Source organism: Streptomyces endocoffeicus (genome assembly GCF_016741935.1).
Lineage (GTDB): Bacteria > Actinomycetota > Actinomycetes > Streptomycetales > Streptomycetaceae > Streptomyces > Streptomyces endocoffeicus.
The window spans coordinates 220879-237936 of the sequence record NZ_JAERRG010000011.1; the positions used below are offsets into that span (position 1 = coordinate 220879).

The following is a 17058-nucleotide window of genomic DNA, read 5'->3' on the forward strand; positions in this document are numbered from 1 at the left end:
GGCTAGGGGAGCAGACAGTTATGCGACAGGTTGCGAAAAAGGGCCTGATCACCGTAGCCGCGGCCAGCGGCGTTCTCGCCGTGACGGGCGGCTATGCCCACGCGGCGGGGTCGGGCGCCGACGGTGGCGCCGCGTACTCGCCGGGCGTCGTCTCGGGCAACAACATCCAGGTGCCGGTGCATGTGCCGGTGAACCTGTGCGGGAACACGGTGAGCGTCGTCGGTGTCTTCAACGGCGCCGGAGGGGGAGAGTGCGGCGACCGGTCCGGCGGTGGCTCGGGCGGCTCGTCCGGCGGCGGCTCGCAGTCCGGCGGCTCGCAGGCGCAGGGCAGCAGCAGCGACTCGTCGGGCATCGGCTCCGGCAACAACATCCAGGCCCCGATCGGCGTCCCGGTCAATGTGTGCGGGAACAACATCAGCGCGGTCGGGTACGGGAACAGCAGCGACGGCGGCGACTGCGGGGAGACGGTGCCGGCGGTGCCGGAGAACCCGGGGGAGCCGGAGGAGCCTGGGAACCCGGGCAACCCCGGCAATCCGGGGAACCCCGGTAACCCTGGGAACCCCGGTAACCCGGGCAACCCCGGAAACCCTGGCAACCCCGGAAACCCTGGCAACCCTGGGAACCCCGGAAACCCGGGTCAGCCTGGGAATCCGGGCAACCCCGGCAACCCGAGCAACCCGGGGGGCTCGAACCCCGGTGGTGGCTCGGAGCAGCCCGGGCACTCCTCGCAGGGCCACCAGGCCGAGCACACGGGAGCCCACGGCCTCGACCCGTCCGCGAACCTCGGCAGCAAGGAGCAGCTCGCGCACACCGGTGCCGGTCCTGTCGGGCTGGCCATTCCGGCCGCCGCGGGCATGCTGCTGGCGGGCACGGTGCTCTACCGCCGGGCCCGCGCCGCACAGCGCTGATCAAACCTCGCGCTGATGGGTGCTGACAGGTGCCCGGTGGTGGCTCCATCGCATCACCCACCGTGCACCGCACCTCGCGCGCCGCACATCACACACCGGATCCCATACGCCGGGTGATGGTGGCATCACTCCGGGCGGGTCCCGCGGTCGGCGGGGCCCGCTCGGTCATGTCCCGGCCCGCTACCAGGTCGCCCGAAGCTGGCGGATGATCCGGCGCCGCAATCGCACCCTGCGGCTGCCGTCGGGGTTGAGTCTCAAGCGATCCAACTCCCAGTGTCCGTACTCAGCATGGTCGGTGAGCAGGCGGGTAGTGGCCTTGCGGGAAACGCCGCGCGGCACATACACATCACAGAATTCGTATTCCGGCATCGCATCTATTGTGCGGGAACTGCCCTGCTACGGATAGCGTCTGCACTATGTCTGATGCTGCGCAGCCATCCGCTGCCGAGGTACGTGCCGCCGCCGAAGCGGTGAAAGCCGCACTGGATCGTCACCTCGACGCTGTCGAACGTCGGTCGGGGGAAGGCGATCCGGCCGTCTACGCCGCGTTCAACGAACTGGCCGCGGCAGCCGAGGTCTACGACGAGCTGCTCTATGACGCCTACGACGAGGTGACGCCCTTCGAGATCCCTGGTGACGACCGCCTCCCCGCCTACACCGGGCCGGAGGAGCCGAGCGCGCTGAGCGTGCTGATCCGCAGGGACTATGTCGTCGCCGAACCGCAGCGACTGCTCTCGCAGGCGCAGCGGATCGCCGACCTGGATCCGGACATCGACACGGGGAACGACAAGCAGGGCGGCGGGGCGGCCGCCGGGGAGAGCGTGCACACCGCGCTGGGGGTGGTCTTCGGCGAGTTCGAGCCGGACGAGATCGCCTCTCGGCACAAGGAGTTCGGCCTGGAGGAAGGCGACTCCACGCTCTGGGTGGTGGCGGCCGAGGAGTCCCCGGAGCCGGGGGAGTGGCTGTCCGCCCCCTTCGACCAGGCGGATCCGCACATGGTCGTGTGCCGCTTCGACATGAGCTCGGTCTTCGACGAGGAGCTCGAGGACGACGAGGAGCTCGAGGACGAGGACGAGGACGACCTGGAGGTCCTGGAACCGGGCAGCTGAGGTCTGGGGTTCGGGGCCGCTCGGCCCGGGGCCGTCTGCCCTCGGATCGCTCGGTTCCGCGCGGCTCGGGCCCGGCGGTGGCTCCGGGCCGCTCGGGACCGGGTCACCCGGCTCCGTACCCCGGCTCCGTACCCCGGCCCCATACCCCGGCCCCGGATCGCTTGGTCGTGAGGCCTGGCGGTCCGGGGCCGGGGGCGTGCCGGAGGCTCGTCGCGGGGCGGGGCCCGGCGCGGGCCGTCGGTCAGCCAGTGGGCGCGGGCGGGACCTGGGCCTGGAGGAGGGCGCGCAGGCGGGTGGTGCGGTCCTTGAAGGGGGTTTCCGCCACCGCTCGCGGCAGCGCCGCATCCGCGCCATGGACCACCGACAGATGGCGCTCACCGCGGCCGAAGGCCGTGTAGACCCAGGCCCGGGTCAGCCCCGCCGTGGCGTCGCCCGGCAGCACCACCACGGCCGCGGACCAGCGCGCTCCCGCCGCCTGGTGCGCGGTGAGGGCCCAGCCGTGCCGCACCAGCTCGCCGACCTCCTCGCGCGCCACCACGACCGGCGTGCCCGCGCAGTCCAGCCGCAGCCCCTCGGCGTCCGCCGAGACCACGGTGCCCGGCACCGTACGGCCCGGGGCCGGGGTGTACGCCACGCGGTCGCCGGGGTCGAAGCCGCCGAACCGGCCGGGGCCGGGGTTGAGGCGGTCCTTCAGGGCCGTGTTGAGCGCGCGGGTGCCGGCCGCGCCGCCGTGGCCCGGGGTGATCACCTGGGTCTGCTCCGGCGGGATGCCGATCGCACGGGGCACCGAGTCGGCGACGAGCTGCACGGTGCGGTGCACCGCCTCGCCCGCGTCCCGCACCGGCACGATCACGACCTCCTTGTCGGGCGCCTCCACCTGGTTCAGCTCGCCGATCCCGATCCCCGAGATCAGCTCGCCGATGGGGCCCGGGTCGGGGGTGCGGGAGACGACCTGCGGGCAGCGGCGGGCCGCCACCAGATCCGCGAAGACCCGGCCGGGACCGGCCGACCACAGCACCCCGGGGTCCCCGCTGAGCACCAGACGGGCGCCGTCCGGCAGCGACTCGACCAGCATCGCGGCCGTTTCCACATCGAGCTGCGGGGCGTCCAGCACGGCGAGCAGATCGAGTGCCAGCGCGCCCTCCTCGTCGCGTCCGGGACCTTCGGCGTCGGCCAGCAACCCGGCGACCGTCACGGCGGGGGAGACGGACTCCGGGGCCTCGTCCGCGCCCGCGTCCGGGGTCTCGCTCAGTGTGGCGGCCAGCCGCCGCCTGCCGTCCTCGGTGTGCGCGGCCGCGTAGGCCCGCAGGCCCATCGCACGGGCGGCGGCGACCAGCGCCGCCGGTTCGGCGCGCGCAGCCTCGCCACCGCTGTGGGCGACCAGGCCGTGGGCCGCGACGGTACGGATGAGCTCCGCGGCGGAGGCGGACGGCGCGGCCGCGGCCGCGCTCTCCCACGCGGCATCGCCTGCCGTGGCCTCGTCGTCCTGTGCGGGGGCGAAGGTTGAGGGGGCGAAGGTGCTCGCCAGCCGGGCGAGACCGTCGGCCAGGCTCTCCTCCGCCAGGGCATAGCGATCCAGCCCCAGCAGCACCCGCACCGGCTGCTCGGCGTCCTCTTCCTCGGCCGCCTGGCGACGGGCCCCCGCCGGGGCGTCGAGCGCGTCCTGGAAGACCAGCACCGCGGCCTCCGCGATCGCGGTGCGCAGCGCCTCGTCCGGGTCGGGCACGGACGCCTTGGCGAGCGCGTCGCGCAGCACGGACGACTCCAGCGCGGTGTGTCCTTCGAGGGCGGCGCGCTCCAGCAGCCAGCCGGTGAGCGCCAGCCCACGGCGCTCGTCGCCGGGTTCGCAGGCCGGGCCGAGGAGGGAGCGGGCGAATCCGTCCGCCTGGTCGGGGCGTACGCCGGGCACGGCCAGCAGCTGCCAGGGGTCCTCGCGCAGCGCCTCGGCGGCATGCTCCCCGAGCGTTTCGGCGACCTTCCCGGCCAGGGTCTCGGGGGCCCCGCCCGCCGCGAGCACCTCCCGGACGTCGCCACTGCCGGGGACCTCGCCCCCCGGCCCATGCGCCGGACGGGCCGACGGCGGACGTACGGGAGCGGGCGCGGAGGCGGGGGCCGCCGCACGGGCCCGTTCACGGGGGGCCGCGGGGGCGGCGGGGGCGGCTGGCGCCGCCGGACGCGCGGCCGGGGCGGCGTTGAAGAACGACGCCGCCGACCGCTCACCGCTCTCCACCGCCCGTACGGCGGCAGCCAATGCCTCAGCCGCCGCCGACCGCCGTCCCTTGCCGACCTGGTCACCGTGAGAGCTCGCTCCGGCGGTGGCTTCCGCGTCGCCGGGTTCGTCGGCCCCGGAGCCGCCCTGGCCCGCCCCAGGGCCGGATGCGCCGCGCCCGGCGAGGGCCTGCTCGCGGTCGGCGCTCCCGGCACGGGGACTGGCCTCGGCACCGCTGGGCTCACCCTGCCCGGCGGGTACGGAACCACCGGTTCCCGCGCCCGGGGCCGCCCCCGGGCCGCCGGATGTGCCGCGTCCGGCGGGCGGCGGGGCCTGCGCACCCGTTGCGGGGCCGTCGGCCTCGCCGCCCGCCGCTGGGCCGCCGCGCGGGCTCCCGTCGGCGGCAGGAGCTTCGGCGTCGTCGGCCCCATCCTCTTCGGCGGGCCCGGCGGCCGCCACGACACCCGCGACGTTCTGCTCCGCCCCCGCGGAGGCGCCCGCGGTGCCGGGCTCGCTGTGGTCGCCCAGGGGGTGGTTCGGGTCCGTCCCGGGGGCGGCGGGGTCCCCGGGGCCGCCCGGACCCAGGGCGCCGGTGTCCGCCGACTCCGCCGGCCCCGTGGGGTTCGGGTCGGCCTCCTCGGGCGCGGGTGCGGCGTCGCCGGCGAGGCGGTCGGTACTCACAGCGTGCTCCAGTCCTGATCGGGATAGCGGTGCACGGGCGCCGACACATCGTCGAGCGCCTGGCAGATCTCGTCCGGAAGACTAAGGGTCTCCGCCGACAACGCCGCCCTCAGCTGCTGGGCGTTGCGCGCGCCGACGATCGGGGCGGTGACGCCCGGGCGGTCGCGGACCCAGGCCAGGGCCACATTGAGCGCGGTGGTCGCCAGGCCGTCGGCGGCTATGGCGACCGCCTCGACGATCCCGCTCGCCTCCTCGTCCAGATACGGCTCGACGAACGCCGCGAGCTCGGAGGCGCCGCGCGAGTCGGCGGGCGTCGTATGGCGGTACTTGCCGGTGAGCACACCGCGGCCGAGCGGCGAGGACGGCAGCAGCCCGACGCCCAGGTCGAGCGCGGCGGGCAGCACCTCGCGCTCCACACCGCGCTGGAGCAGCGAATACTCCATCTGCGTACTGGCCAGCCGGGTGTGCGCGCCCGAGGAGGCCAGCTGCCAGGTGGCGGCCTTCGCGAGCTGCCAGCCGCTGAAGTTGGACACCCCCACATAGCGGGCCCGCCCGCTGCTCACCGCGATGTCGAGCGCCTGGAGGGTCTCCTCGAGCGGGGTGAACGGGTCGAAGGCGTGCACCTGCCACAGGTCGACATAGTCCGTGCCCAGCCGCTCCAGGGAGGCGTCCAGCGCGGCCAGCAGATGGCCGCGCGAGGTGTCGAAGCGGCGGTCGGGGTCGGGCACACTGCCCGCCTTGGTCGCGATCTGGAGATCGCGCCGGGGCAGCAGCCCCTCCAGCAGCCGCCCCAGGAGGTACTCGGCGCCGCCGTCCGCGTACACATCCGCGGTGTCGACGAGCGTCCCGCCCGCCTCCCAGAACGCCTTGAGCTGATCCGCGGCGTCGTGTTCGTCAGTGTCCCGCCCCCAAGTGAGCGTGCCGAGCCCGAGCCGGGAGACGCGCAGGCCCGTGCGGCCGAGGTGCCTTAGCTCCATGAACATCGAGATTACTGGCCGCAAAGCGCCACGTGGCAGCCTGTGGATAACCCACCCCTGACGTATCGGGGCCATGCGCGCTAGAGTCCCCGGAGCAGCGACGTTACTGATCAGTAAGGGGTGCGGTATGAGGCTCGGCATCAACCTCGGCTACTGGGGCGCCGGAATGGACGCGGACAACCTCGCGGTCGCCCGCGAGGCAGACCGGCTCGGCTATTCCGTCTGCTGGGCGGCCGAGGCCTACGGTTCGGACGCCGCCACGGTGCTCGCGTTTGTCGCCGCGCAGACCGAGCGCATCGACGTCGGCTCCGCCATCTTCCAGATCCCGGCCCGCACCCCCGCCATGACGGCGATGACCGCCGCCACCCTGGACACCCTCTCCGGTGGCCGCTTCCGCCTCGGGCTCGGCGTCTCGGGGCCCCAGGTGTCCGAGGGCTGGTACGGGGTGCGGTTCGACAAGCCGCTCGCCCGCACCCGCGAGTACGTGGAGATCATCCGCAAGGCGATGTCGCGCGAGCGGCTGACCCACGAGGGCCAGAACTGGACCCTGCCGCTGCCCGACGGCCCCGGCAAGCCCCTCAAGCTCACCGTGCACCCGGTGCGCGAGTACATCCCGCTGTACATCGCTGCCATCGGCCCGAAGAACCTGGAGCAGACCGGCGAGATCGCCGACGGCGCCCTGGTCCTCTTCTACGATCCCGAGCACGCCGAGGAGACCACCCTCAGCTCGCTGCGCGCGGGCCGCGAGAAGGCGGGCAAGGACCTCGAGGGCTTCGACGTGGTGCCCACCGTCCCGATGGCCCTCGGCGACGACGTCCGCGCCCTCGCCGACCAGTTCCGCCCGTACACCGCGCTCTACGTGGGCGGTATGGGCAGCGCCAAGCAGAACTTCTACAACAAGCTGGCGCAGCGCATGGGGTACGAGAAGGAGGCCGCCGAGATCCAGGAGAAGTACCTCTCCGGGGACAAGGAGGGCGCCGCCGCGGCCGTCCCCCACGAGCTGATCGACTCCACCGCGCTGCTCGGCCCCGTCGAGCGCATGGCCGACCGCATGCAGGCGTACGCGGGGGCCGGGGTCACCACCCTGTCGCTCACGCCCGCGGGCTTCACGCTGGAGGAGCGGCTCGCCGGGCTGCGGGCGGGCGTCGAGGCCCTGGAGCGGGCCGGGCTCGCCTGAGGGCCACGACACCGGGACAGTTCTGCGGCCGTGGTGGGGGCTCGGGGGTCTTCCCCGCCACGGCCGTCATCCAGCACAACGCCTCCGCCGCCCAGGGGTTACGGGGACGCGTCGTCCGGAGGGGTCCCCCGTTCGGCCGAGCCGGGTGCCCCAGCTGTTGCCGCCGCCCCCGCCGGGCCGTTGACTTTTTCTGCGCTCGTCGCGCGTGGATGCCGGCCCGGCAAGCGCTGGGCGGCGCACGGCAAGCGCACGGAGGTGGCGGCGATGCTCTCGGCGAGAAGCGTGTTCCAGGAGATCCTCGACAACGACGAGTCGTTCCGGCTCTTCTGCTCCGTCGCGGCCAGCGGGGAGGCCCAGGGAGGCTGGGAGAACGGCCGGATCGCCGCCCTCGTGCCCGAGAGCCGCCGCGACCTCGCGCCCAAGATCGCCCGCCATGGCGCCGACGAGGACAAACACGGCCGGATCTTCAACGCCCTGCTCCGCAAGCGCGGTCTGGAGCCCATGGAGGTGCCGCCCGAGACCGACTACACGATGCTCCTGGAGGCGCGCGGCATCGGCCTCGCCCATGACAAGCTGCGCCGCGACGAGCCGCTCACCGAGCACGACATCGTGGTCTACCTCGCCCATAGCCGGGTCACCGAACAGCGCGCCTCGGCCCAGATGATGATGTTGCGCAGGTACTTCGGCGACCACCCCGGCCTCGGCCGCGCGGTGCGCATGATCGCCGACGACGAGGACAACCACCTCGCCTACTGCCACGAGGAGCTGCTGCGCCTGGCCGCCGACGGATACGGCCGGACCATCCAGCGCACCCTGCGGGAGAGCGCGCTCGTCGAGATGGAGGTCTACCGGGACGTCAGCCTGGCCGTGATGGCCCATATGGGACGCCTTCTCGGCTGGCCCAAGCCGAAGTCCGCGCTGCTCGCGGCCGGGATCCACGCCCTGCACGGGTACGAGCGGCTGGGCGGCTGGCGGCGCATGGTGTCACTGCGGATGCCCGAGCGGCGGAACGCGCTGGGCGGACCCGCGAAGAGCGCTTCCGGCGCACCGGCACCAGAGGCACCAGAGGCACCAGAGGCACCCGAGTTCGTCTGACGGCCCGGCCCCGCCACGTCGGCCGTCCGACTCCGACAGCCCGGCCTCGCCACACCAGCCCCCCGCCTCAAGACCTCAGAGCCACCCACGCCGCTTGAAATAGCGGTACAGCAGCGCGATCACACCGCCCATGAGCGCGACCACCGCCGGGTATCCCCAGGGCTGCTTCAGCTCCGGCATGTGCGTGAAGTTCATGCCGTAGATCCCGGCGATCATCGTCGGGACCGCGGCCATGGCCGCCCACGCCGAGATCTTCCGCATATCGTCGTTCTGTCGCACGCCCATCTGCGCGAGATGGGCGGAGAGAATGTCCGACAGCAGCCGGTCCAGCCCCTCCACATGCTCGTTCACCCGGGTCAGATGGTCGCTGACATCGCGGAAGAACGGCCGGGAGCCCTCGTGCACGAACGGCACCCCGGCGCCGGTGAGCCGCTCCATCGGCTCCTCCAACGGCCCGGCCGAGCGGCGGAATTCCATCACCTCGCGCTTGAAGGCGTAGATCCGCCCGGCGGTGTTCTGCCCGCCGCCCGCGTTCGGGGCGAAGACCTCCGTCTCCAGCTCCTCCAGGTCCCCGTGCAGATCGTCGGCCACGTCCAGATAGTGGTCCACGACCGCGTCGGAGACCGCGTACATCACCGCCGTGGGGCCGTGCTGCAGCACCTCGGGCATCTTCTCCAGCCGGTCGCGCACCGAGCCGAGCGGATTGGCCTCGCCGTGCCTTACGGTCACCACGAAGGAGTCACCGACGAAGACCATCAGCTCACCCGCGGTGACGGTCCCGGCCCGGTCGTCGTACCGCACCGGCTTGAGCACCAGGAACAGCGAATCGTCATAGACCTCCAGCTTCGGCCTCTGGTGGGCGCACAGGGCGTCCTCGACGGCCAGCGGATGCAGTCCGAACTCGCTGGTGACCAGCTCGAACTCCTTCTCGGTCGGCTCATGCAGCCCGATCCACAAGAAGGCGTCCCCACTCGCGCGCGCCTCGTCCAGGGCGTCGGAGAAGTCGGCGGGTCCCTCGGTGCGGGCCCCGTCCCGGTAGATGGCACAATCCACGATCACGCTGCGCATTGTGCCTCGCGTGATGCCGATCGGCACAGGGGGACCCCCGGTACGGGATCGGTGCGCATCCCCGCTGAGCGGCGCCGGAGGGGTCGTAGGGTGGCAGCCATGCCCATGCTGATCCTCGTACGGCACGGCCGGTCCACCGCCAATACCGCGGGCGTCCTCGCGGGCTGGACACCTGGTGTCGCCCTCGACGAGCGCGGTACGGCCCAGGCCGCGGCGCTGCCCGGCAGACTGGCCGGGGTGCCGCTCGCCGCCGCCGTCACCAGCCCCCTGCAGCGCTGCCGGGAGACCCTGGCCCCGCTGCTCGCCGCCCGCCCCGAACTGCCGCTGCACCCCGACGACCGGATCGGGGAGTGCCACTACGGCGACTGGTCCGGCCGGAAGCTGGCCGAGCTCGCCGATGAACCATTGATGAACATCGTCCAGCAGCATCCGTCCGCGGCCGCCTTCCCCGGTGGCGAGTCCATGCGCGCCATGCACGCGCGCGCGGTCGAGGCGGTGCGCGACTGGAACGCCCGGATCGAGCGGGAGCACGGCGCCGACGCGGTCTATCTGATGTGTTCCCACGGGGACGTCATCAAGGCGCTGGTCGCGGACGCCCTCGGACTCCATCTCGATCTGTTCCAGCGGATCTCGGTCGAGCCCTGCTCGGTCACCGCGATCCGTTACACCCCGACCCGGCCCTTCCTCGTCCGGCTGGGAGACACCGGGGACTTCGCCGGTCTGGCGCCGCGCGAGGAGAACTCCGGCCACCGCGGCGGGGACGCGGCGGTGGGCGGCGACGCGGGAGCACCGTGATCGCTGTGCGCAGTAGGGTGGTGCCGCGGTGCGAGGGCGCCGTGACAGCCGTGACCGGGCGGTCGTGACACCCAGCGGTCAGCAGTCAGTCAGCCGAGCAGTCGAACCAAATGGAGCAGGACGTTGTCCCGTCAGGTGTTCCTCTATGACCCGCCGGACCGTTTCGTCGCCGGTACGGTCGGGCTGCCTGGTCGCCGTACCTTTTTCCTTCAGGCATCCGCCGGCAGCCGGACCACCAGTGTCGCGTTGGAGAAGACGCAGGTCGCCGCGTTGGCCGAGCGGATAGACGAGTTGCTGGACGAGGTGGTGCGGCGCACCGGCGGAAACGCCCCGGTCCCCGCCGTCGCACCGACCGAACTCAGCGACATCGCACCGCTGGAAGTCCCCGTGGAGGAGGAGTTCCGGGTCGGCACCATGGCACTCGCCTGGGACGGCGAGGAGCAGCGGATGATCGTCGAGGCGCAGGCACTGGTCGAGCTGGAGGCCGAGTCCGAGGAGGACCTGGCCGAGGCCGAGGAGCGGCTGCTCCAGGACGATGTGAACGGCCCGCCCATGCTGCGGGTGCGGCTCACCGGGACGCAGGCGCGCGCGTTCGCCAAGCGCGCCCTGGAGGTCGTCAACGCCGGCCGGCCGCCCTGTCCGCTGTGCAGTCTGCCGCTCGACCCGGAGGGACACGTATGTCCGCGCCAGAACGGATACCGCCGCGGAGCCTGACGCCCCCGGCCCCGGCCGAGCTGCTGCCCCCGGCCGAGCTGCTGGCTCTCGGTGAGCTGACGGTGCGCGGCCGGGTCCGGGAGGCGTCCAACGCGGTGCTGTACTGCACGGTCGAGTACGAGGGCCACAGCGCCCCTTGTGTCTACAAGCCGGTGGCCGGGGAGCGGCCGCTGTGGGACTTCCCGGACGGCACCCTCGCCCAGCGCGAGGTCGCGGCGTACGAGATCTCCGAGGCCACCGGCTGGGGCCTGGTGCCGCCCACGGTGCTGCGCGACGGGCCGTACGGGCAGGGGATGTGCCAGCTCTGGGTGGAGGTCGAGACGGCCACCGACGGGCCGGACGGGGCCGACGGCGGGCCGGACGGCGATGGCTCGGAGGAGATCGGGGGAGCGGAGCTGCTCGCGCTCGTCGAGGGCGATGAACCGGGCCCCGGCTGGAAGGCGGTGGGCTACGCCGAGGTGGGCGAGGGCCGCACGGCGCTGCTGGTCCACGCCGACGACGTACGGCTGCGCCGGCTGGCCGTCCTCGACGCGGTGATCAACAACGGCGACCGCAAGGGCGGCCATCTGCTGCCCGCGGCCGGTGGCCGGCTCTATGCGATTGATCACGGAGTGACGTTCAACGCCGACGACAAGCTGCGCACCCTGCTGTGGGGCTGGGCCGGGGAGCCGCTGCCGGACGATGTGCTGGAGGTGCTGCGCCGGCTGGCGGGCGAGCTGGCCGACGGCGGCCCGCTGAGCGCCCGGCTGGCGGAGCTGATCACCGGGGCCGAGATCGAGGCCCTGCGGGCCCGTGTCGCCGCCCTGTTGCGCACGGGGAAGCACCCCGAGCCCAGCGGCCAGTGGCCCGCCATCCCCTGGCCGCCGGTCTGACCGGATGGGTTCGCTCCGGTCCGGGTGGACAGGCCGCTCCGGACCGGTGGACAGGCCGCTCCGGACCGGGTGGACAGGCCGCTCCGGACCGGGTGGACCGGCCCGCTCCGGACCGGGTGGACCGGCCCGCTCCGGGGCCGTGGGGCCGTCCGTTCCGGGGCCGGGTGGGGCCCGTCACGCCCCCGCCCGGAGTCCCTGGAACGCGGATCGGGCAGCTCAAGCAGCTCGCGGATGTCCGCGCAAGACCGCCCATCCGGCCAACACCACTGGTCCGGTTCGTATGCGGACGCTGCATCCGGTTACGCTCATTGCATGTATGCCTGGCCCGCTTCTGAGGTTCCCGCCCTGCCCGGCAGTGGCCGCGACCTGAGCATTCACGACACCGCGACCGGGGGACGGATCAACCTGACCCCCGGTCCCGTCGCGCGCATCTACGTCTGCGGGATCACCCCGTACGACGCGACCCACATGGGTCATGCGGCGACCTACAACGCGTTCGACCTCGTTCAGCGCGTATGGCTCGACACCAAGCGCCAGGTGCACTACGTCCAGAACGTCACCGATGTCGACGATCCCCTGCTGGAGCGGGCGCAGGTGAACGGCGACGACTGGACGGCCCTCGCCGAGCGTGAGACCGCCCTCTTCCGCGAGGACATGACGGCCCTGCGGATGCTGCCCCCACAGCACTACATCGGCGCCGTCGAGTCCATCCCGGGGATCGTGCCGCTCGTGGAGCGGCTGCGCGACCTGGGCGCCGCCTATGAACTCGAAGGCGACATCTACTTCTCCGTGGAGTCCGACCCCTCCTTCGGCTCGGTCAGCCGGCTCGACGCCGAGGCCATGCGGCTGCTGTCCGCCGAGCGCGGCGGCGACCCGGAGCGCCCCGGCAAGAAGAACCCCCTCGACCCGATGCTGTGGATGGCCGCCCGTGCCGGCGAGCCGAGTTGGGACGGCGGATCGCTCGGCCGCGGCCGCCCCGGCTGGCACATCGAATGCGTGGCCATCGCCCTGGACCACCTCGGCATGGGCTTCGACGTGCAGGGCGGCGGATCCGATCTCGCCTTCCCGCACCATGAGATGGGCGCCTCGCACGCCCAGGTCCTCACCGGTGAGCGGCCGTTCGCCAAGACGTATGTGCACGCCGGGATGGTGGCCCTGGACGGCGAGAAGATGTCCAAGTCCAAGGGCAACCTGGTCTTCGTCTCGGCGCTGCGCCGCGACGGCGTCGACCCGGCGGCCATACGGCTCGCGCTGCTCGCCCGCCACTACCGCTCGGACTGGGAGTGGACGGACGGGCTGCTGCGGGAGGCCGAGGAGCGCCTCGGCCGCTGGCGTGCCGCCGTCTCGCGGCCCGACGGGCCCTCGGCGGACGCGCTGGTGGAGGAGATCCGCGAGGCGCTCGCGGACGATCTGGACTCCCCGGCCGCCCTGGCCGCCGTCGACCGCTGGGCCGCCGCGCAGTCGGCCACCGGCGGTACGGACGAGGGGGCGCCCGGTCTGGTCTCGCGCGCCGTGGACGCGCTGCTGGGCGTGGCCCTCTGACGCGACATCGGGGCGCCGCGCCGCGACGGTGAACGCATGAGCCCGCGCCGGGGTCCTCCCGGCGCGGGCTTCTCGCTGTCTCGTACGCGGCGTACGCGGCGTGCGTGGTGTGCGCGGCCTACGTGGCGTACATGGCGCGCGTGGTGTGGCGCGCGTTGTGCGGCGTCGTGCGCCGTGTGCGGCGGTCGTGGTTACCGGTCGGAGCCGGACCCCTCGTCCCCGCTGCCACCCCGGTCCGTGCGGCCCTCGTCGCGGCGGGAGGCGTCCTGGCCCTCGGTGTCCCGGTCCTCGGCGCCCTGGCCGTCGTCCGCCCCCTTGGCTCCGTCGGCCTCCTTGGTGTCGTCCGCCTCCTTGACGTCGTCCACGTCCATGGCCTCGTCCCCGTCGCCTCCGGTGTCCTCGGCGTCGTCCTTGGCCATCTCGTCCTTGGCGGACGGCTTGCGCGGCCGCCCATGCCCTGTGGAGGGGTCGCGCAGATAGGGGGCACCCGGGCCGCCGGTGCCGCCCTCCCGGCCCTCCGCCAGACCGCCGCTCTCGGTCGCATGGCCGCCGGCGGGGCCGGGCTGGCCGTCGCGCCGCCGCAGATAGCGCTCGAACTCGCGGGCGATGGCCTCGCCGGACGCCTCGGGCAGCTCGGCGGTGTCCCGCGCCTCCTCCAGCGACTGGACGTACTCGGCGACCTCGCTGTCCTCGGCGGCCAGCTGGTCCACGCCCAACTGCCAGGCCCGCGAGTCCTCGGTCAGCTCGCCGAGGGGGATGCGCACCGTGATGAGGTCCTCGAGGCGGTTCAGCAGCGCCAGGGTGGCCTTCGGGTTCGGCGGCTGGGAGACGTAGTGCGGCACGGCCGCCCACAGGCTCACCGCCGGGACGCCGGCGTGGGCGCACGCCTCCTGGAGGACCCCGACGATCCCGGTCGGGCCCTCGTAGCGGGTCTCCTCCAGGTCGAGGCTGCGGGCCAGGTCCGGGTCGGAGGTGACCCCGCTGACCGGCACCGGCCGGGTGTGCGGGGTGTCGCCGAGCAGCGCGCCGAGGATGACGACCATCTCCACGCCCAACTCATGGGCGTAGCCGAGGATCTCGTTGCAGAACGACCGCCAGCGCATGCTCGGCTCGATACCGCGCACCAGCACCAGGTCCCGGGACTTCTCCCCGGTGTCCGCCCGGACCACCGAGAGCCGGGTCGTCGGCCAAGTGATCTTGCGCACCCCGCCCTCCAGGGCCACGGTGGGGCGGTTCACCTGGAAGTCGTAGTAGTCCTCCGCGTCGAGCGAGGCGAAGACCTCGCCCTTCCACTCCCGGTCCAGGTGCCCGACGGCGGTCGAGGCGGCGTCTCCGGCGTCGTTCCAGCCCTCGAAGGCACAGATCATGACCGGGTCGATCAGCTCGGGAACCCCCTCAAGCTCGATCACCCAGCGCCTCCTTCCGACCGGGGCGGACGGATGGTGCCGCCTCCAGCTGCAGTTTCCCATTGCGTGCCACCCAAGCCTACGGCTTTCCGGGGCTCCGGCCGCAGCCCCTGTCCAGGAGTACTCAGAGATTCATCCGATCTGTCCTTCGAAAGTTCGCACGCACCTCTGGACGAAACCCCTAGGACAGCGCTATACATCGGATCATCGCGAAAGGTCCGATGTTCTCTCTCGCGCATCGTTTCAGGGAGCCCCCATTGAGTCAGCGTCCATCCGTCACCGAGCTCGAGGTCCATGACATCCGGTTTCCCACCTCGGAGCAGCTCGACGGCTCGGACGCCATGAACCCGGACCCCGACTACTCCGCCGCCTATGTCGTGCTGCGCACGGACGCGGGGGAGGGCGCGGCGGCCTCCGAGGGACACGGCTTCGTCTTCACCATCGGCCGCGGCAACGATGTCACCGCGGCCGCCATCCGCTCCCTGCGCCCCCATGTGGTGGGCCGCCCCGCGCCGCTGACGGCGGCCGATCTCGCCGCCCTGCACCGTGAGCTCACCCATGACTCGCAGCTGCGCTGGCTCGGGCCCGAGAAGGGCGTCATGCACATGGCCGCGGGTGCGGTGGTCAACGCCGCCTGGGACCTCGCCGCCCGGCAGGCCGGAAAGCCCCTGTGGCAGTTCCTCGCCGAGATGTCGCCCGAGGAACTGGTCGAGCTGGTCGACTTCCGCTACCTCAGCGACGCGCTCACCCTGGAGGAGGCGCTCGCCATCCTGCGGGCCGCCGAGCCCGGCCGCGCCGAGCGCGCCGCGCGGCTGCGCGAGCGGGGCTACCCCGCCTACACCACCTCGCCCGGCTGGCTCGGTTACTCCGACGAGAAAATGATCAAGCTGGCGCAGGAGGCCGTCGCCGACGGCTTCGGCCAGATCAAGCTCAAGGTCGGGGCCGATCTGGACGAGGACCTCAGACGGATGCGGCTCGCACGCGAGGCGGTCGGCCCGGACGTACGCATCGCCGTGGACGCCAACCAGCGCTGGGACGTGGCGGAGGCGGTGCGCTGGATGAGCGCCCTCGCGCCGTACGACCCGCACTGGATCGAGGAGCCCACCAGCCCGGACGACGTACTCGCCCACGCCGCCATCCGCGCCGGACAGCCGGTCAAGGTCGCCACCGGTGAGCACGTCGCCAACCGCGTGGTCTTCAAGCAGCTGCTCCAGGCCGAGGCGGTGGACTTCGTCCAGATCGACGCGGCACGGGTCGCCGGGGTCAACGAGAACCTCACAATCCTGCTGCTCGCCGCCAAGTACGGACTCCCGGTGTGCCCGCACGCGGGCGGCGTCGGGCTGTGCGAACTCGTCCAGCACCTGGCCATGTTCGACTTCGTGGCCGTCTCGGGCAGCTGGGAGGACCGGGTCATCGAGTATGTCGACCACCTCCACGAGCACTTCGCCGATCCCGTGGTCATCGAGTCGGGCCGCTACCGGACTCCGACCGCGCCGGGCTTCTCCGCCCGTATGTACCCAGAGTCGATCGCCGCCTACCGCTATCCGGACGGGCCCGAATGGCGGGCCCGCCTCGCACAGCCCGTACCGGCTCAGCCCGTACCGGCACCGTCCGCACCCGCACAGCCTCAGGAGGACCACCAGTGACCACCGGCGACTTCGAAGGGCTGGCCGCGCTCGTCACCGGCGGCGCCTCCGGTATCGGCGCCGCCATAGCCGCCGCGCTGCGCGACCGGGGCGCGCGGGTCGCCGTGCTCGACCGCGATCCGTCGGGCGCCCCGGACGGCACGCTGCCGCTCAAGGCCGATGTCACCTCCGACGAGGGGGTCAGGACCGCGGTGGACGCGGCCGTGGCCGAGTTCGGCGCCCTGCACACCGTCGTCGGCAACGCGGGCATCGGTGCGATCGGCAGCGTCGAGGACAACTCCGACGAGGAGTGGCACCGGCTGCTGGACATCAATGTGCTGGGCCTGGTCCGCACCGCGCGGGCCGCGCTGCCCCACTTGCGTGCCGCCGCGGCCGACCGGCCCGGCGCCGTCTCCATCACCCACACCTGCTCGATCGCCGCCACCGCGGGGCTGCCGCAGCGCGCCGCCTACAGCGCCAGCAAGGGCGCGGTGCTGTCGCTGACCCTCGCCATGGCGGCGGACCACATCCGCGAAGGGGTGCGCGTCAACTGCGTCAACCCCGGCACCGTGGACACCCCGTGGGTCGGCCGGCTGCTCGACCAGGCCCCCGACCCGACGGCCGAGCGCGCCTCCCTGGAGGCCCGGCAGCCCACCGGACGGCTGGTCTCCGCCGACGAGGTGGCCGCCGCCGTCGCGTACCTCGCCAGCCCCGCCGCCGCGGCCGTCACCGGCACCGCGCTGGCCGTCGACGGAGGGATGCAGGGGCTGCGGCTGCGCCCCGCCTCCTCCTAGACAACCGCCCGGCCTGGACAACCGCCCGGCCGCTTGAGACAACCGCACAATCGCCTCCGCCCGAGGCCGGCACCATCCGCACCACT

At 73.1% G+C, this 17058-nt stretch carries 15 protein-coding genes; 10 read left to right on the plus strand and 5 right to left on the minus strand.

Translation table 11 applies throughout. The annotated features are described in order from the left end of the window. Positions 1-20: 20 nt before the first annotated feature. Complete coding sequence (locus JK364_RS26935) at positions 21-908, plus strand: chaplin (RefSeq protein WP_201853898.1); 888 nt, start codon at positions 21-23, stop codon at positions 906-908. 180 nt (positions 909-1088) lie between these two features. Here JK364_RS26935 and JK364_RS26940 read toward each other — a convergent pair whose 3' ends face one another. After that, entirely contained in the window at positions 1089-1277 is a 189-nt protein-coding gene (locus tag JK364_RS26940; protein WP_014059547.1) for a DUF5703 family protein, read from the minus strand. 47 nt (positions 1278-1324) lie between these two features. Here JK364_RS26940 and JK364_RS26945 point away from each other — a divergent pair, with 47 nt between their 5' ends. Next, complete coding sequence (locus tag JK364_RS26945; RefSeq protein ID WP_201853899.1) at positions 1325-2017, plus strand: hypothetical protein; 693 nt, start codon at positions 1325-1327, stop codon at positions 2015-2017. 241 nt (positions 2018-2258) lie between these two features. On the opposite strand, the gene JK364_RS26950 is transcribed toward JK364_RS26945, so the two are convergent. Further along, positions 2259-4685 (minus strand): helix-hairpin-helix domain-containing protein, encoded by a 2427-nt coding sequence (locus JK364_RS26950; RefSeq protein WP_201853985.1) that lies wholly within the window; start codon positions 4683-4685, stop codon positions 2259-2261. Positions 4686-4903: 218 nt separating this feature from the next. After that, positions 4904-5884 carry an aldo/keto reductase gene (locus tag JK364_RS26955; protein WP_201853900.1) on the minus strand — a complete coding sequence of 327 codons (981 nt, stop codon included), beginning with the start codon at positions 5882-5884 and terminating at the stop codon, positions 4904-4906. Positions 5885-6011: 127 nt separating this feature from the next. Between JK364_RS26955 and JK364_RS26960 the strand changes: the two genes are divergently transcribed. Together JK364_RS26960 and JK364_RS26965 are read left to right on the plus strand one after the other, a co-directional pair. Continuing rightward, positions 6012-7061: an LLM class F420-dependent oxidoreductase gene (locus JK364_RS26960; RefSeq protein WP_201853901.1), complete on the plus strand. Its 1050-nt coding sequence runs from the start codon at positions 6012-6014 to the stop codon at positions 7059-7061. 264 nt (positions 7062-7325) lie between these two features. Next, positions 7326-8156, plus strand: coding sequence for a ferritin-like domain-containing protein (locus JK364_RS26965; RefSeq protein WP_201853902.1), 831 nt, complete (start codon positions 7326-7328; stop codon positions 8154-8156). A 75-nt stretch (positions 8157-8231) separates the two neighbouring features. Here the strand turns inward: JK364_RS26965 and corA are convergent, their stop codons facing one another. Further along, positions 8232-9224 (minus strand): magnesium/cobalt transporter CorA, encoded by a 993-nt coding sequence (corA, locus tag JK364_RS26970; RefSeq protein ID WP_201853903.1) that lies wholly within the window; start codon positions 9222-9224, stop codon positions 8232-8234. Positions 9225-9323: 99 nt separating this feature from the next. Here corA and JK364_RS26975 point away from each other — a divergent pair, with 99 nt between their 5' ends. The 4 genes from JK364_RS26975 to mshC all read left to right on the plus strand — a co-directional run bounded on the left by JK364_RS26975 (position 9324) and on the right by mshC (position 13147). Further along, complete coding sequence (locus JK364_RS26975) at positions 9324-10019, plus strand: histidine phosphatase family protein (RefSeq protein WP_201853904.1); 696 nt, start codon at positions 9324-9326, stop codon at positions 10017-10019. A gap of 123 nt (positions 10020-10142) precedes the next feature. Further along, positions 10143-10733: a DUF3090 domain-containing protein gene (locus JK364_RS26980; protein ID WP_201853905.1), complete on the plus strand. Its 591-nt coding sequence runs from the start codon at positions 10143-10145 to the stop codon at positions 10731-10733. Continuing rightward, complete coding sequence (locus tag JK364_RS26985) at positions 10697-11605, plus strand: SCO1664 family protein (protein WP_201853906.1); 909 nt, start codon at positions 10697-10699, stop codon at positions 11603-11605. The genes JK364_RS26980 and JK364_RS26985 overlap by 37 nt, the downstream gene beginning before the upstream one ends. Before the next feature lie 312 nt (positions 11606-11917). Continuing rightward, positions 11918-13147, plus strand: coding sequence for a cysteine--1-D-myo-inosityl 2-amino-2-deoxy-alpha-D-glucopyranoside ligase (gene mshC / locus JK364_RS26990; RefSeq protein ID WP_201853907.1), 1230 nt, complete (start codon positions 11918-11920; stop codon positions 13145-13147). Between the two features lie 191 nt (positions 13148-13338). Here the strand turns inward: mshC and JK364_RS26995 are convergent, their stop codons facing one another. Continuing rightward, positions 13339-14556 (minus strand): PAC2 family protein, encoded by a 1218-nt coding sequence (locus JK364_RS26995; protein WP_201853908.1) that lies wholly within the window; start codon positions 14554-14556, stop codon positions 13339-13341. A 218-nt stretch (positions 14557-14774) separates the two neighbouring features. On the opposite strand from JK364_RS26995, the gene JK364_RS27000 reads away from it, so the two are divergent. Together JK364_RS27000 and JK364_RS27005 are read left to right on the plus strand one after the other, a co-directional pair. After that, positions 14775-16199: an enolase C-terminal domain-like protein gene (locus JK364_RS27000; RefSeq protein ID WP_372461995.1), complete on the plus strand. Its 1425-nt coding sequence runs from the start codon at positions 14775-14777 to the stop codon at positions 16197-16199. Continuing rightward, positions 16196-16972, plus strand: a complete 777-nt coding sequence (locus tag JK364_RS27005) for an SDR family NAD(P)-dependent oxidoreductase (protein ID WP_201853910.1) — start codon at positions 16196-16198, stop codon at positions 16970-16972. Before JK364_RS27000 ends, JK364_RS27005 begins: the two co-directional genes overlap by 4 nt. The last annotated feature ends 86 nt before the right edge of the window (positions 16973-17058 follow it).

Excerpts from the sequence above, each read along its gene's own strand:
- JK364_RS26935 (WP_201853898.1), top strand. The coding sequence starts at position 21 with ATGCGACAGGTTGCGAAAAAGGGCCTGATCACCGTAGCCGCGGCCAGC.
- JK364_RS26940 (WP_014059547.1), bottom strand. The coding sequence starts at position 1,277 with ATGCCGGAATACGAATTCTGTGATGTGTATGTGCCGCGCGGCGTTTCC.
- JK364_RS26945 (WP_201853899.1), top strand. The coding sequence starts at position 1,325 with ATGTCTGATGCTGCGCAGCCATCCGCTGCCGAGGTACGTGCCGCCGCC.
- JK364_RS26955 (WP_201853900.1), bottom strand. The coding sequence starts at position 5,884 with ATGGAGCTAAGGCACCTCGGCCGCACGGGCCTGCGCGTCTCCCGGCTC.
- JK364_RS26960 (WP_201853901.1), top strand. The coding sequence starts at position 6,012 with ATGAGGCTCGGCATCAACCTCGGCTACTGGGGCGCCGGAATGGACGCG.
- JK364_RS26965 (WP_201853902.1), top strand. The coding sequence starts at position 7,326 with ATGCTCTCGGCGAGAAGCGTGTTCCAGGAGATCCTCGACAACGACGAG.
- corA (WP_201853903.1), bottom strand. The coding sequence starts at position 9,224 with ATGCGCAGCGTGATCGTGGATTGTGCCATCTACCGGGACGGGGCCCGC.
- JK364_RS26975 (WP_201853904.1), top strand. The coding sequence starts at position 9,324 with ATGCCCATGCTGATCCTCGTACGGCACGGCCGGTCCACCGCCAATACC.
- JK364_RS26985 (WP_201853906.1), top strand. The coding sequence starts at position 10,697 with ATGTCCGCGCCAGAACGGATACCGCCGCGGAGCCTGACGCCCCCGGCC.
- mshC (WP_201853907.1), top strand. The coding sequence starts at position 11,918 with ATGTATGCCTGGCCCGCTTCTGAGGTTCCCGCCCTGCCCGGCAGTGGC.
- JK364_RS27000 (WP_372461995.1), top strand. The coding sequence starts at position 14,775 with ATGTTCTCTCTCGCGCATCGTTTCAGGGAGCCCCCATTGAGTCAGCGT.